The organism is Vibrio salilacus, assembly GCF_002811245.1.
In the GTDB taxonomy this organism is placed as follows: domain Bacteria; phylum Pseudomonadota; class Gammaproteobacteria; order Enterobacterales; family Vibrionaceae; genus Vibrio; species Vibrio salilacus.
This window is the reverse complement of the sequence record NZ_NIVQ01000001.1, coordinates 52,882-67,130: the sequence shown is the minus strand read 5'-3', so window position 1 is coordinate 67,130 and position 14,249 is coordinate 52,882. Positions and strand designations below refer to the sequence as shown.

13 protein-coding genes are annotated in these 14,249 nt (G+C 44.9%); 9 read left to right on the top strand and 4 right to left on the bottom strand.

Annotated elements, in window-relative coordinates:
• The first annotated feature begins 34 nt into the window (after positions 1 to 34).
• The 4 genes from CDZ87_RS00275 to CDZ87_RS00260 all read left to right on the top strand — a co-directional run bounded on the left by CDZ87_RS00275 (position 35) and on the right by CDZ87_RS00260 (position 4,174).
• Positions 35 to 1,318: a DASH family cryptochrome gene (locus CDZ87_RS00275; RefSeq protein WP_100751644.1), complete on the top strand. Its 1,284-nt coding sequence runs from the start codon at positions 35 to 37 to the stop codon at positions 1,316 to 1,318.
• A complete protein-coding gene (locus CDZ87_RS00270) occupies positions 1,318 to 2,862 on the top strand; it encodes a cryptochrome/photolyase family protein (protein ID WP_100751643.1) in 1,545 nt (514 codons plus the stop codon). The genes CDZ87_RS00275 and CDZ87_RS00270 overlap by 1 nt, the downstream gene beginning before the upstream one ends.
• Before the next feature lie 92 nt (positions 2,863 to 2,954).
• Positions 2,955 to 3,683, top strand: a complete 729-nt coding sequence (locus CDZ87_RS00265; protein ID WP_100751642.1) for a sulfite exporter TauE/SafE family protein — start codon at positions 2,955 to 2,957, stop codon at positions 3,681 to 3,683.
• 59 nt (positions 3,684 to 3,742) lie between these two features.
• Positions 3,743 to 4,174 carry a YccF domain-containing protein gene (locus CDZ87_RS00260; protein WP_100751641.1) on the top strand — a complete coding sequence of 144 codons (432 nt, stop codon included), beginning with the start codon at positions 3,743 to 3,745 and terminating at the stop codon, positions 4,172 to 4,174.
• A 61-nt stretch (positions 4,175 to 4,235) separates the two neighbouring features.
• On the opposite strand, the gene glgX is transcribed toward CDZ87_RS00260, so the two are convergent.
• Positions 4,236 to 6,185 carry a glycogen debranching protein GlgX gene (glgX, locus tag CDZ87_RS00255; RefSeq protein WP_100751640.1) on the bottom strand — a complete coding sequence of 650 codons (1,950 nt, stop codon included), beginning with the start codon at positions 6,183 to 6,185 and terminating at the stop codon, positions 4,236 to 4,238.
• Positions 6,186 to 6,628: 443 nt separating this feature from the next.
• On the opposite strand from glgX, the gene CDZ87_RS00250 reads away from it, so the two are divergent.
• The 3 genes from CDZ87_RS00250 to CDZ87_RS00240 all read left to right on the top strand — a co-directional run bounded on the left by CDZ87_RS00250 (position 6,629) and on the right by CDZ87_RS00240 (position 9,723).
• On the top strand, positions 6,629 to 7,954 hold the full coding sequence (locus CDZ87_RS00250; protein WP_157806439.1) for a carbohydrate porin: 1,326 nt from the start codon (positions 6,629 to 6,631) through the stop codon (positions 7,952 to 7,954).
• Between the two features lie 85 nt (positions 7,955 to 8,039).
• The gene (locus CDZ87_RS00245; RefSeq protein ID WP_100751638.1) at positions 8,040 to 8,912 is read left to right on the top strand and encodes a MalM family protein; all 873 of its coding nucleotides are present in this window, start codon (positions 8,040 to 8,042) and stop codon (positions 8,910 to 8,912) included.
• A gap of 196 nt (positions 8,913 to 9,108) precedes the next feature.
• Positions 9,109 to 9,723, top strand: a complete 615-nt coding sequence (locus CDZ87_RS00240) for a fumarylacetoacetate hydrolase family protein (RefSeq protein ID WP_100751637.1) — start codon at positions 9,109 to 9,111, stop codon at positions 9,721 to 9,723.
• 175 nt (positions 9,724 to 9,898) lie between these two features.
• On the opposite strand, the gene CDZ87_RS00235 is transcribed toward CDZ87_RS00240, so the two are convergent.
• Both CDZ87_RS00235 and CDZ87_RS00230 read right to left on the bottom strand, forming a co-directional pair.
• Positions 9,899 to 10,207 carry an AzlD domain-containing protein gene (locus tag CDZ87_RS00235; protein ID WP_100751636.1) on the bottom strand — a complete coding sequence of 103 codons (309 nt, stop codon included), beginning with the start codon at positions 10,205 to 10,207 and terminating at the stop codon, positions 9,899 to 9,901.
• On the bottom strand, positions 10,204 to 10,923 hold the full coding sequence (locus CDZ87_RS00230) for an AzlC family ABC transporter permease (RefSeq protein WP_038173540.1): 720 nt from the start codon (positions 10,921 to 10,923) through the stop codon (positions 10,204 to 10,206). The genes CDZ87_RS00235 and CDZ87_RS00230 overlap by 4 nt, the downstream gene beginning before the upstream one ends.
• A gap of 275 nt (positions 10,924 to 11,198) precedes the next feature.
• On the opposite strand from CDZ87_RS00230, the gene CDZ87_RS00225 reads away from it, so the two are divergent.
• Together CDZ87_RS00225 and CDZ87_RS00220 are read left to right on the top strand one after the other, a co-directional pair.
• Positions 11,199 to 11,831 (top strand): LysE family translocator, encoded by a 633-nt coding sequence (locus CDZ87_RS00225; RefSeq protein WP_100751635.1) that lies wholly within the window; start codon positions 11,199 to 11,201, stop codon positions 11,829 to 11,831.
• Positions 11,832 to 11,929: 98 nt separating this feature from the next.
• Complete coding sequence (locus CDZ87_RS00220) at positions 11,930 to 12,349, top strand: GNAT family N-acetyltransferase (protein ID WP_100751634.1); 420 nt, start codon at positions 11,930 to 11,932, stop codon at positions 12,347 to 12,349.
• Positions 12,350 to 12,404: 55 nt separating this feature from the next.
• Here CDZ87_RS00220 and CDZ87_RS00215 read toward each other — a convergent pair whose 3' ends face one another.
• Positions 12,405 to 14,111 carry a phospho-sugar mutase gene (locus CDZ87_RS00215; RefSeq protein ID WP_100751633.1) on the bottom strand — a complete coding sequence of 569 codons (1,707 nt, stop codon included), beginning with the start codon at positions 14,109 to 14,111 and terminating at the stop codon, positions 12,405 to 12,407.
• Positions 14,112 to 14,249: the final 138 nt, after the last annotated feature.

Below are 14,249 nucleotides of genomic sequence, written 5' to 3'. Positions count from 1 at the left end.
CCTAGGCCTCGCTGATTGTTTTACAGGAGAGAAAATGTTGCAGCAAACGATCGGGCTTTATTGGTTCAGTCATGACCTAAGAGTTGAAGACAACAATTTGCTAGCGCTCGCCGCAAAAGAAGTGGATGCGTTGATTTGCGTCTATTGCCCTGCTGCGATTAGCCCTTTTTTGGCGCAATTTTCACAGCAAACTCAGTTTGGCACTGAGAAACAACGATTTATTGATCAGTCATTACACGATCTTGCTTTCCAGCTATCTCAATTCGACCAACAGCTAATGATGTTAAACGAGGACCCTTTTGATGCTCTGCATGAGCTTGTCAGCTCCGCGAAGGTCACTCATCTCTATTGCAATCGACATAGTGGTTACAATGAGCAGCGTTGCGTACAAGCTTTGCAGCAAACTTTCCCGTTACTCAAAGTCAGGCAAGAAAATGTCAGCAGCCTGTTCCATGCAGAGCAACTGCCTTTTGATCTCGACAAATTGCCGAATACATTCACGCAGTTTCGCAAGCGCGTTGAGTCGCTTGAGTTACTTGCTTGTGCCAGCGTGAGTTCACTGCCGCAAGCGATTGAGCTTCCTTTTGCCAGCCTAGCTCCAGTTAAATACTCGACCAACGAGCAATGGTTGACTGGCGGTTCAACAGCAGGGCTGCAGCATTGCCGAGACTATTTTGCAACTCACAATGCAAGTCAGTACAAACTAACTCGCAACGGTTTGGAGGGCAAAGATTACTCGACCAAATTCTCTGCTTGGCTTGCGCTCGGGTGTGTATCACCAAGGCAGATAATGCGTCAGCTCTTAAGTTATCAAGCTCAGCATGGCGCTAATGACTCGACCTATTGGATCTATTTTGAGCTGCTGTGGCGAGAGTTTTTTTATTGGTACGCGATAAAACAGGGGCAACGACTGTTTGTTCACTCGGGTTTAAAAACAGCGGCAGTAAGCAAGCATTTTAATCAGGCACGCTTTGACGCTTGGGTTCAAGGCCGAACAGGGTATGCCATTGTTGATGCCTGTATGCGCCAGCTTAGCCAAACCGGATATATGTCAAACCGTGGCCGCCAATTGGTCGCCAGCTGCTTTATTCATGAGCTCGGATTAGACTGGCGTTATGGTGCGGCTTACTTTGAAACTCAGTTGATTGATTACGATGTCGCGTCTAATTGGGGCAATTGGCAATATTTGGCGGGAGTCGGCGCCGATACCAATCCAAATCGTCAATTTAATCTCGAAAAACAAACCGCGATGTATGATCCACACGGGGTATTTATTGCCCGCTGGCTTGAGACCAACAATCATGGAGTGACACCATAGTGCAATTTAATACCATTCGACTGATTTTGGGCGATCAGCTTAATAGTAACCATTCATGGTTTGCTCAGGTCGATGATTCAGTGCTTTATCTTATTGCAGAGCTTGATCAAGAGGCGCACTACACTCGCCATCATATCCAGAAAATATGTGCTTTCTTTGCCGCGATGGAGACGTTTTCCTATCAGTTGCAAGAGCAAGGCCATCAGGTGCTGCATTTGACCTTAGATGAAACTAAGCCGTTCGACTCGCTCAGTGACTTGATTGGTCATTATGTCGCGACAACGGGCGCGAGTAAGTTTGAGTACCAAAGACCCGATGAATACCGCCTCTCTATACAGTTAGAGGCGCTCAAGCTAGAACAATGTGCATCACAGCGTGTTGAAACGGAGCATTTCTTATTGCCTTACCCAGAGATTTGCGAGCATTTCAATAAAGGCAAACATGTGATGATGGAGCATTTTTATCGCAAGATGCGTAAGCGCTTTGATATTTTAATGGATCAGGGAAAGCCGGTGGGCGGAAAGTGGAATTATGATGCCAACAATCGAAATAAGCTCAAACCAACCGATATTGAGCAACTTCCTGAACCGCTGATGTTTTCTGTGCCTATCGACGCAATACTTGAGCGCATTGAACGCCACAAAATTAGTACCTTAGGCAAAATAGGACCGACGTTACTTTGGCCCGTTAACCGCAATCAAAGTTTGTCACTGTTGGCGCATTTTTGTCAGGTTTGCTTGCCTCTGTTTGGTCGTTTTCAAGATGCGATGACCACGCAGCATTCGGCGAAGTGGAGCTTATACCACAGTCGACTGTCATTCTCGCTCAACAGTAAAATGTTAAGCCCGCTTGAGGTCGTTGAGGCGGCGTTGTCGGCTTATGCCAAAAACCCTGACATTGATATCGCTCAGGTAGAAGGTTTTATCCGACAAATCATCGGTTGGCGTGAATATGTTCGTGGTGTCTATTGGATCAACATGCCAGAGTATGCGCATAAAAATCATCTTAAGGCACAAAACCACCTTCCTGACTACTTCTGGAATGGCAAAACCAAAATGGCCTGTTTGAGTCAAGCGATAGGTCAATCGTTGGATTATGCGTACGCGCATCATATACAGCGCTTAATGGTAACGGGGAATTTCTGTTTAATCAGCGAAATTGAACCGAGTCAGGTCGATGCTTGGTATTTAGGTATCTATATTGATGCGATTGAGTGGGTGGAAATGCCCAACACTCGTGGAATGGCGCTATTTGCCGACGGCGGTGTGGTCGGTACCAAGCCTTATGCGGCCAGTGGTGCGTATATCAATCGTATGAGTGACTACTGCAAGAGCTGTCATTATCAGATTAAGAGTAAAAGTGGTGAGCGTTCTTGTCCGATGAACAGCTTGTATTGGCGATTTATGGTCAAACATCGTGATACGTTAGCCTCCAACCCTCGTATCGGTGTGATTTATCGTTCTTGGGATAACATGGACTCTGACGCACAACAAGCGGTGTTAGAGACGGCGCAAGGCTATCTGAATCACTTAAATCACTTATAGATAAATTGGTTACATGGTGGATAATCGCGGTTGATTAGATGTTCAATTGGACTATGATAGGTGTTCATTTTCCTTTGAATTAAAGGGTTTATATGCTCGCCGAGTGGATAACACCAGAGGCAATGATTGCCGCGTTGCTGATTTTTTTGGGCTCTTTTGTTCAAACCGCGATTGGTTTTGGTTTGGCCATTGTTGCCGCGCCGCTGTTGTTTTTGATCTCGCCGGACTATGTGCCTGCGCCTATCTGTTTAGTGGCGTTATTTATTTCAATACTTAACGCGTTGAAGCATCGTGATAGTGTTGAAATCGGTGGATTGAAGATGGCATTGATTGGCCGAGTGCCAGGCTCGATAGCTGGTGGCGTGCTATTGGTGATGGTATCGACCGATTTACTTGCCCTATGGCTTGGATTTCTCGTGCTGCTTGCCGTGGTAGTGAGTTTATTGCCGTTTCGCATTGAGCCTACGCCAACAAGAATGGGCGTAGCTGGCTTTTTCTCGGGCTTTTTTGGTACCAGTTCGGCGATTGGAGGCCCACCAATGGCACTGCTGCTGCAACATCAAGAAGCCAACCAGCTGCGAGGTAATCTGTCGGCTTTTTTTGTCTTTAGTTCGATTATTTCGCTTATTATCCAAATTCCTGCCGGTTTTCTGACCTTGCACCACTTATGGATCTCTGTACCACTCATCCCGGCTGCATGGCTTGGTTATAAGTTAGCGCGAGCAACGACACAAACTTTGCCCAAACAACAAATTCGTATCGCTGCTCTGTTGCTATGTTCAATCAGTGGCGGTACTGCGGTATGGCAAGGAATGAGCTAGGCGTTTGGCAATCGCCCCAATATCAATCGGTTTATAGTTAATTAGCGAGGAAAAACGCAGTGCTAAGAGTATTAGGTAATATTATTTGGTTCCTATGTGGCGGCATTATTATGGGGCTGATGTGGTGGTTTTTCGGACTGTTGGCCTTTATTAGTATCATTGGGATTCCATGGGGACGTGCGTGTTTTGTGATGGGAAACTTTTCGTTTTTCCCATTCGGTCAAGAAGCGGTTAGTCGCAACGAATTAACCGATGAATTAGATATAGGGACCAGTCCACTAGGAACGATTGGTAACATTATTTGGTTTTTGCTCGCGGGAATTTGGCTCGCCATTGGTCATATTATGTCGGCGGTGGCGTGTTTTATTACCATTATCGGTATTCCTTTCGCGTTGCAGCACCTGAAACTCGCGCTGATTTCATTAGCGCCAATTGGCAAAACGGTGGTGCCGAAAGAGCAAGCAGCGATGGCACGTTACGGTAAACGGTAACCCATGGCAAAGATTATGGCCGATCAGTTTAGTTGATAGGCCACTCATCTGCTTGTGTGACTTAAACGCCTTGGGTAAAGAAAATGGCCATTGAGCTAGGTGCAATTAAGACTTGCTTGTGATCAATACTCTGGTGCACATCATGCGAGTCGGTGTTGCAGATCATAAGCCAGCTGTTAGCGGCTTCTGGTAGGGTAAAACGCGCTGGAGCATTAGTTTGGTTGATGCAATAGAACAGCTCATTACCTTTTTCGCCAATGCCTAAGTGTAGTGCAAGCGAGCTAAGTTGGTTCCAGTCATCGTGTTCGATAAAACGCCCATCCAGACGGCGCCAATAAATGCGATTTTGATTACGTTGCTTGCCACTGAATGCCTTAATGAAAGGTACCATATACGTTTGACGCGCTTTAACCATATCCGCAAGCCACGCTTTAAAACGCTGTTTATTGTCGCTAGATTGCCAATTTAGCCAGCTAATGTCGTTGTCTTGGCAATAGGCATTGTTGTTACCTTGTTGACTATGAGACAAGACATCCGCAGTCAGAATATGAGGGATACCAAAGGCGAAGAGTAGACTCGCCATAAAGTTGCGCTTCTGCTTTTCTCGTTTTTCAACAATCAGAAGATTTTCACTATGGCCTTCGACGCCATAGTTATCTGAGCGATTATCACCGTGACCGTCACGGTTTTGCTCGCCATTCGCTTCGTTATGTTTATGCTTGTATGACACAAGATCTTGCATGCAGAAGCCATCATGATAGGTAATGTAATTGACGGTCAGTTTGTATGGCCAGTTAGCTGCGCTGTAGAGATCGCGTGAGCCCATAAGACGTGTCGCGAACTCTTTCAGGTAGCCATGATCACCTCGCCAAAAGCTACGGGTAATATCGCGCAGGCGATCGTTGCATTCATTCCAACCCAGTGGGAAGTTACCTACTTGGTAACCATTAGGGCCAATATCCCAAGGTTCGGCAATCAATTTAACCTGTTTGAGGATAGGGTCTTGACCTACTGCTTTAAAGAACCCCGCATCTGGGCTGAATTGCTCACCTTGACGGCCCAGTGTCGCCGCCAAGTCGAAACGAAAACCATCGATCTGATATTCGCTTACCCAGTAACGTAGCGTGTCCATCACAAGGTTAAGCGCAGGTTGATACGAAAGATCAACGGTGTTGCCACACCCTGTGTAGTTAGCGAAATGCTCTCCTTGCTTAATGTAGTAATGCTTGTCTAATGCTTTTAAATTGAACACAGGTCCATCAGCGCCGCCCTCAGCAGTATGGTTATAGACTACGTCTAAAATCACCTCAATGCCGTTGCGATGCAGCTCGCGAATCGCTGTTTTGAGCTCAAGGACGGCGTCTTTTTTAGCATAACGAGGGTCGGGAACCATAAATAAGTAGGGATTGTAGCCCCAGTAGTTGACCTTATTCATTTTGAGTAAGTGTGGTTCGTGCATACAGGCAGCAATAGGCAAAAGTTGTAGGGTATTAATGTTTTGCTGTTTATAGAATGCCAACATTTCAGAGCTGATAAGCCCGAGGTAACAACCTTGATGACTAGGACTAACACTTGGATTGAGTTTCGTTACCCCTTTGACATGGGTTTCGAATAACACCATTTCTTCTCGTGGGCGATTTGGCGGCGTTATTCCTTGCCAATCGAAAGCATCGTCAACGACGACACACTTAGCAAGTTGGAAACTTTTATCGCTATTGTAGGGAACTTGATAATGCAGTGGTTTGTCGATTGCTTTAGCGTAAGGATCAGAGATGAAGTGGGCCTTGTTTTTGACCTCAATAATATAACCATAGCGTTGGCCTATCGTTATGCCGGCAATGTGAGTGAATCTGATGCCCGCGTACTCATTGTCCAACGGGTAGGTTTTGAACTCGCCACTTTTTTCAAATAGGGCGAGCTTAATATCTTCTGCGTCAGGAGCATAAATTGAAAAATTGCATCCTTGGCTATCGGTTGTCGCCCCTAAGGGGTATGGACGTGAACACTGCATCGTAATTACTTTGTTTTTTGTTTCATAATGAAATATTAGTAAATAGTTTTGTATAGATCAGGTCAAGCTTCTTTATTAAAAAATACTTCTGTAATTTAATTTCATTATTTGTGTTTTTTATCGATAAACAGTGAGCGATCTGACATTCTGTGGTGACAATCTTTTCCGAATCTATTCATCTCCGCCTTACTTTTGTGATTCAACCCTTAAAAACGTCGTAGGGTATGATCTCTACTCCTTTCTCATCCCCCTTAACTATTTCTCATCTGGAGGATTTTGTCTGTCTACTCCCCAGTTAATCTTACAGCAGTTGAAACATACGGGGACAAGGGCAAGAGCCTAGATCCCATCTTACCTCTCTTCTATTTTGAGTCTGTTTCTGCCTTTTACAGAGTTAAGCACCAAGAGAGTAAAAGAATAATAATCCCTAAATGGAGTTAATAATGAAAAAAGTAAGTGTAATTGCTGCTGCAGTGGCGACGACTCTAGCTGCTGGCTCAGCTTTCGCAGAAGACAAAGTGAATCAAGGTTGGCAAGTAAATGGCTACGCGCACCTTTTATATAATGTAGGAGAGTCTCTTGACAACAAGAGAACGTGGGAAAACCGTCGTGATTATCGTGCTGCTGGCGCAGCGTTTTCTGCTAACCCTAACCAAGTGGAGTTTACAGTTACTCGTGGTGACAATTACGAAAATGGTGCGTGGTCGAAGTACGTATTAAAAACTGAATATGGCAACAACGAAGGTAAAAATGGCCGCGGCTACTACACTTCTTCAGGTGGTAATGAAGGTCATCTAGAGACAGGTCAGCTTGAATTCAAAGAAGCTTATGTTGAGCTAGGTGATCTATCGTTCTTTACTGAAGGCACAAGTATTTGGGCTGGTAAGCGTTACTTAAACCGTCAAGCGGGTATCATTACTAAAGAGTTTTGGAAACAATCTGCTGGTCTGGGTGCAGGTGTGCAATATGACAACATGGGCTTAGCTGTTGTTTCTGCTGATGCTGGTGACGGTGCATGTAATGGTCAAAACTGTAAGAATGGTGAACTTGATTCAAACGGCAATAGCAAGACAATGACTTCTGTTGACTTATATTACTACGGCCTAGAAGCTTTGGGTGGTAAGTTTGATTTTGACATTAAAATTCAGTCTCGTACAAACGTAGAGAACCCTGACAATGCTGATGACGGTGTGGGCCTAGCGGTGACTTACTCTTCTAGCTTCTACGGCCTAGATGGTTGGTCAACTACTGCACTTACATACGGTAAAGGCATTTCAGCGACTAAAGGCGTAAACTTTGGTTCATGGAATGGTGGGTGGGATAAAGATGATGAATCTCTATTCTTTACTTCTTACGGTGTAGCTAACGCGACAGATAACTTACAAATTGGTACTGAATTAGTTTACTGGGATCTAAATAACGATAGAACTGATTCTGTTTGGGGTTCAAAAGATGGTGTAACTCGCGCGTTCTTTGGTGTAACTCCATCGTACAAGGTTAACGACAATTTCCGTATGGAAGCGGTACTAACTTATGCTCGTGAAATGCTAGGTGAAGATGGAGCTTGGGGACGTGAAAAAGCAGATACTAACTTCTACACTGCTACGTTAGCTCCTGTATTTACGGTTAATGCTGATTACTGGGGCCGCCCACAAATCAAACCATACATTACTTACATGAAGTCAAGCGACAGCAACTACGATGGTTGGACTACCAACAACGATGACTCAGAAACTCGCTTTGGTGTAGAAGCTGAAATCTGGTTCTAACTTCTTGGCGTTAACCTAGTTTACTGTTAAAAAGACAAGGCGGCCATTGGGCCGCCTTTCATCCTATAACAATTAAGGAAATAAGATGAGACATAGCTTAGTATTATTGTTATCTGGCCTTAGTCTGATAGGTTGTTCTTCTAACAACAGCCTCGAACTTTCACAAAATACCTCCCCAATTACTGCGGAAGTTTGTTGCCAGAGTTCTCAAGATTTTCCTTGGGTGTTCTTAAATCAAAACCAAACTCTTAAATTCAATATTGATAACTCTTCTCCAGCGGCTCAATTTGACACAGGTAAGAGTTTTTTTGTACCGATGGCTTTTCACCAGCAATCAGGCAATGTTGATATTGTCTTAAGAAGTCTGATGCTCGACAGTCAGGTCGCTATCCCTTCAGTACAACTGCTGAACGAACACTTTGAAGTAGTGAGAACCTTTGGGCGCGAAGATTTTGAAGTTCTTTTCTCTGATGCGCTGGCCAGAAACCGCTTTGAGTTAAAAACAGAAGTTAATACAGCCGATACCCCATATATGGTGGTGTATTCTGACAACAGCCAGTTGGGTGACAAAGTTGTTGTCCCTCATCCTGCTAAAGTTCGTGCTGAAGAGTCAGGAGAACCATTACCGATTGTCACTGACCCAACTTATTTATCCTCGACACAAGGCTCGTTTACGCTAGAGTTAGAAACGCTCACCCTCAGCGGACATGGGCAGAAAAACGTCATAGCTGACTCTCGAGAAAAGCAAGTAGCGACTAGCTCTGAGCCCATCCAGAAAACGGCAAAACGAACTCCTTCAGTCGTCCAACCCGAAACTCAAGTCTACTACCACAACGCGATTGAGTCGGCGGTGAAATCAGACAATTTAGATAAAGCGCTTAGCTTACTTGAAGAGGCCAAAGCACTTAATGTTGAAGGCGCACAACAAGTCTTTATTAAAGCCGTGAACCGTCGATAGTCACGACATCATTGAATTGATTAAGCCCTCGTATTGTCGAGGGCTTTTTGATTATTTGCGGTTAGTGTCATTTTAGCTCGTCGATTTAAATAACCTATGCTGGGATCAAGACTGAAAAAATGCCTTTCTATCATTTAATTACTAGTGACTTTGATTAAAATAGCCGCTGTTTGATTAATCAGTCAGGGAAGATGGCATGTATAGTGTGAAAGTCGGTGAACAATTGCTTCAGCCAAGTAAAATTTTATGTGTTGGGCGAAACTACCTTGAGCATATTCAAGAGCTCAATAACGCCATTCCCGATCAGATGGTGGTTTTTTCTAAGCCGCCGACATCAATATCGACAACGTTGCACTCCTTTCATCAAGAGCCTCTTCACTATGAAGGAGAGATCTGTTTCGTGGTTGAAAAAGGGGCTCTTGCTGCGGTTGGCCTCGGTTTAGATTTGACTAAGCGCGAGCTTCAGTCGCGCCTCAAACAAAAAGGGCTTCCCTGGGAGCGGGCGAAAGCGTTTGATGGTTCTGCCGTGTTTAGCCGTTTTGTGCCGTTGAAAGGGATTGACGTTGATTCGCTTGAAATTGAGCTATTCATTAACTGTGTGCGGGTCCAGAAAGGATCAGTCAAACAGATGATGTATTCACCTAGCACCATATTACAAGAGCTTGCTGGCTATACTACCTTGTGTGATGGGGACATTATTATGACGGGGACGCCTCAGGGCGTGGGGGAGGTTCACCCCGGCGATCTGTTTTTAGCGCGCCTAAAGTCGCATGACACCACCTTGATAGAAATAGAGTGGGTCGCGCAATAAAGCCCTTTACTTTAACCTTGGGGCAAGGATTAACCTCTTATTGATTGCTCAATAGGAGGTTTTTTATGGGATGTTGTAACCGGGCCCCCAAAGGAGGCACCAACAGCTTGGCTACGCTTATCAAAAGCACATTAGTGATTGGTTTAGTCTTGTTTATTATTGTCGCGTTGTTTGGTTAAAGCAGTTTCAGCGCTAAAAAGAGGACCATACTCACAATGGTAGTCAGTAGTACATTGTTAGTTTTCCAGGCCAATAGTGCTGCAATAATGGCAGCGACCAAGTAAGGGTTAGAGCTTAAAAGCGATAGCTCCTGTTCTGGCATAAATACGATCGGAGCCCAAATCGCGGTCAGCACAGCAGGGCTTGAATAAGTCAGCAGCCTGTGTGCTTGTGAGTTGAGCTTAAGTGGCAAACGTGGCTCTAGAAACAGATAACGACTTAGAAAAACCAACACAGTCATAGCAACAATAGAGAGCAAGATCATGCTTTTCCTCCACGCAGTGTCTCGGTGAGATAACCCGCTACCATACCTGCGACACTGGCGATCATTAGCCCTGATTCTATTTGTAGCGCATAGCACCAAACCGAAAGTATCAGTGAAACTAACACTGCCACCAAGACTGGCGAAGATTTGATGTTAGGGACAACGATGGCGATAAAGGTTGCAGCCACAGCAAACTCTAAGCCAAGTTCATTGATGGCGGGTATGTGTGTGCCTGCGATAATGCCAGCCAAAGTGGCGAGATTCCAGCATAGATAGAAACTCAAACCTGCTCCCAGTGCGTACCAGCGATCAAACTGTTTCTCGGATTGTTGGCCACAAATCGCGAACAGCTCATCGGTGAGCAAAAAGCCCAACCCCAAGCGCCATTTAAGCGGGAGTGGTTTGATTTTCTCTCGCATTGAGACGCTATAGAGTAGATGACGAGACGTAATAAAAAATATTGCCAACAGCATAGTGGCAAGTGTTGCGCCTGCTTTGAACATCCCAGTGGCCACCAGTTGGGCTGAACCTGCGAACAAAATAGCAGAGAGCGCTTGGCTTTCTAAAACCGTTAAACCGGACTCAATGGCAAAAGAACCCGCTAGCAGTCCCCAAGGAATTACGGCAATACTTAATGGCACCATGGCGATAGCACCTTGGCAAAATAGTTTACTGCGGTTTAAGCGTGAATCGGTATTGATAGTCATTGTATCCATAGACGTTTGTGATTATTGATCGTGAGTAACGCTACCTAGCTATGCGATGAGTGCTAGCCATTGTCGGTTATTGTTTTATCTTTGTCGGAGATTCGGGATAGCTTACCGCTTGTGTGATTTTTTGTACAAAATTGCGTTTTTTAACGATTTCTATATTTGCTATTAATTTGGTTAATTACACTGGATTTTCCGGTAGTGACTGTTGTGATTAAGATGGAAAGTGGCATTTTATTGATATAAAATATCGCACTTTATTGTCTAACTAAAATTATAAAATGATTGATATTGCTGTGCTGCCGATATATCTAACAGCTGTTGTTGCACTGTTATTGCTACCAGGCCCAGATATGCTGCTTATTGCCAGCTCTAGTATGAGCTACGGCAAAAAGGTGGGAATTTTCGCAAGTTTAGGTAACGCCACCTCGGGAATCATCTTGACGTTGTTGGCCGCTTTGGGCGTTTCTGCTTTGATTGCGATGAGCCCAATTGCGCTCAAAGTTCTTCATTTCCTCGGTGGCGCGTATCTACTTAAAATGGGTTGGGATTGTGTTCGCGCGAGTGCGGCAGATGCCCCCGATTTAGGCGAAGGAAGTAAAGTCGCAACCACTTTTTACCAGCGCGCCTTAGTCAGTAATTTGCTAAATCCAAAAGCCTTAGTGTTTTTTGTGATGTTCTTACCCCAGTTTGTGTCGAGCAATATTAATGCAACCTCGGGCGAGCAAATGCTCGTGTTAGGATTACTACTGAATGTGTTGGGTTTGCTGTTCAACCTTCTGCTGGTTGCTTTGGTTGGTACTATAGGTAAGCCTTTGCTAGAGAACGCGAATTTCCGTGCTTATCAACACAAATTTATGGGCTTGGTATTTGTTGTGTTAGCGATATGGATGTTAAGCTCATTGGCTAGCTAAGCATGAAGGTCAGCATCAGCTGGCCTTTTTTATATCAGAATTGACTCACGTGACCATATACTCGCGTGGCAATTTACTCATGTGACAAGGTAGTCGTTATGAATGTTCAGTTTGTCTTAAACCCTCCGAAGAATATTAAAGATGTCATTTACACTGGCCTTAAGTCTTTCAATATGAAGCATTTCCCTGACCAAGACGTCCATAGTCTAGCTTGCTATGTCGAAGATGAGCGTGGAGAATTTGTCGGTGGGTTAACGGGTGAGATATTTTCCAATACTTTATTTGTCGAGTTTTTGTGGATAGATGAATCACAGCGCAAATCCGGTGTGGGTTCGCTGTTGATGGCGCGCCTTGAAACGGAAGCGAAAGCATATGGAGTGACCGACTTGTATCTCGATACTTACACTTTTCAGGCCCCTGGCTTTTATGCCAAGTTGGGATTTAAAGAAGTGGGTCGTTACACTGGGTTCCCGACAGCTGGTATTGATAAGATATTTCTACAAAAGAACATTGCCTAAAGTAAAGGCTCAAACTGGTGGGTTTGAGCCATTATGGTCTTCGTTAACCAACGTATTATAACAGGCTGTGTTGATGCTCTGAGATGAGCATTCCCATTGATTCAGATGCCTTTTCTAATACTTGCTCAAAGCTATCAGACTGTGCAAATGCTTCAATAACTTCATAGTAACATTTGATTTTTGGCTCGGTTCCCGAAGGGCGAACAATGACCCGAGCGCCACCTGCTAGGTGGTAGATCAGAACGTCACTCGACGGCAAATCTATGCTTTCAGTATCGCCATTGGCAAAGCGTTTGGTTAAAGACTTCAGATCTTCGGTGATTTCGATTGGTTTCCCGGCGATCATCGTTGGTGGTGCTTGGCGAAGCTTGTCGCCAATCGGCGCTGCCTTTGGGTCAAGGGCGATACTGCGTTGCGCGTTGAGATACATCCCATGTTGACGATAAAGCGCCTCTAGCTGATCCCAAATGGTTTGCCCGTGGCTTTTTAACTCAGCCGTTAATTGCGCAAATGCCACCAACGCCGATAAGCCATCTTTATCCCACACCTTATTGCCAACGGTGTAGCCAAGGGCTTCTTCATAGGCAAACAGGAACGGTTGCTCATCGCTTTGCTTTTGCATCGCAACATTCGTCAGCCACTTAAAGCCCGTCAAGGTTTGGTAGTACTGAGCGCCATGCGCGGTCGCAATTTTACTCAACAGACTCGAAGAAACGATTGTGTTACCGACTAATTGTTGATTCGATTCGGCTTTCGACAGTAGGTAGTGGCCAAACAATGAACCGACCTGATCCCCCGTTAGCATTTGGTAGTCGCCATCTGACGTTCTAACTGCGACAGCAAATCGGTCTGCGTCTGGGTCGTTCGCGCAAGCTATATCGGCATTATGTTGCTTGGCGAGTGCAATCACTTTATCCATTGCCCCTTCTTCTTCAGGGTTGGGGAAGTTTACTGTTGGAAAGTTGCCGTCAGGCTCACGCTGTTCTTTTACACTGTAAACCTTGCTAAATCCCGCGTCGTTTAACAGTGTTTCAGCCATGACCGCGCCAACGCCGTGCATCGCAGTGTATGCGATAGAAACATCCTCGGGTTGATTGTGATTGTTCAACAATGGATTTTCGTTGATTGCTTGGCGATAGGTTTGGTAATAGTCCTCTTTTAACCAGACTAACAGCGCTTGTTTTTGTGCCACATCAAGTGACATTAATGGGATGGCTTTCGTTGCTGCATTATCGATTGCTTCGGCAATCCCTGCATCATGAGGAGGAATGATTTGCGCGCCGTTTTCCCAGTAAACTTTAAATCCATTATATTCAGGTGGATTGTGGCTGGCGGTTACAACGACCGCAGCGGCAGCGTTAAAATGCTTAACACCAAAGGCGACAATAGGTGTTGCTGCAACGGCGTGAGTGAGGTAAACCTTGATACCGAGTGCCGTAAGTACACTGGCGGTATCATGAGCATATTGTTTGGAGTCGTTACGGCCATCATAACCAATCACGACACCGCGACTTGCGGCATTGTTGACCTGTTCAATCAAGTAGTGGCCAAGACCGGTTGCGGTTTCTTGGATCACTAAGCGGTTCATTCGATTCGGGCCACAACCAACTTTGCCACGTAGTCCGGCGGTACCAAATTCAAGTCGCTGGCTAAAGCGCTCTTCTAACTCAGCCAATGCTTTTGCATCAATAAGGTGCTGAAGCTCTTCTCTTGTATGTGGGTCAGGATCTTTTGCTAACCAACAAGTTATGTTTTCCATCATCTTAATGTACCTGTTTATTTACTTAGGTTTATCCACCACTTAAGTCTATGTGATCTCATCAATTTCGCACGACTTTAATTGATATTGATTATCATTTAGTTGAGCGCAATCGCTAAAACCAATTGACCACCGCGGCTC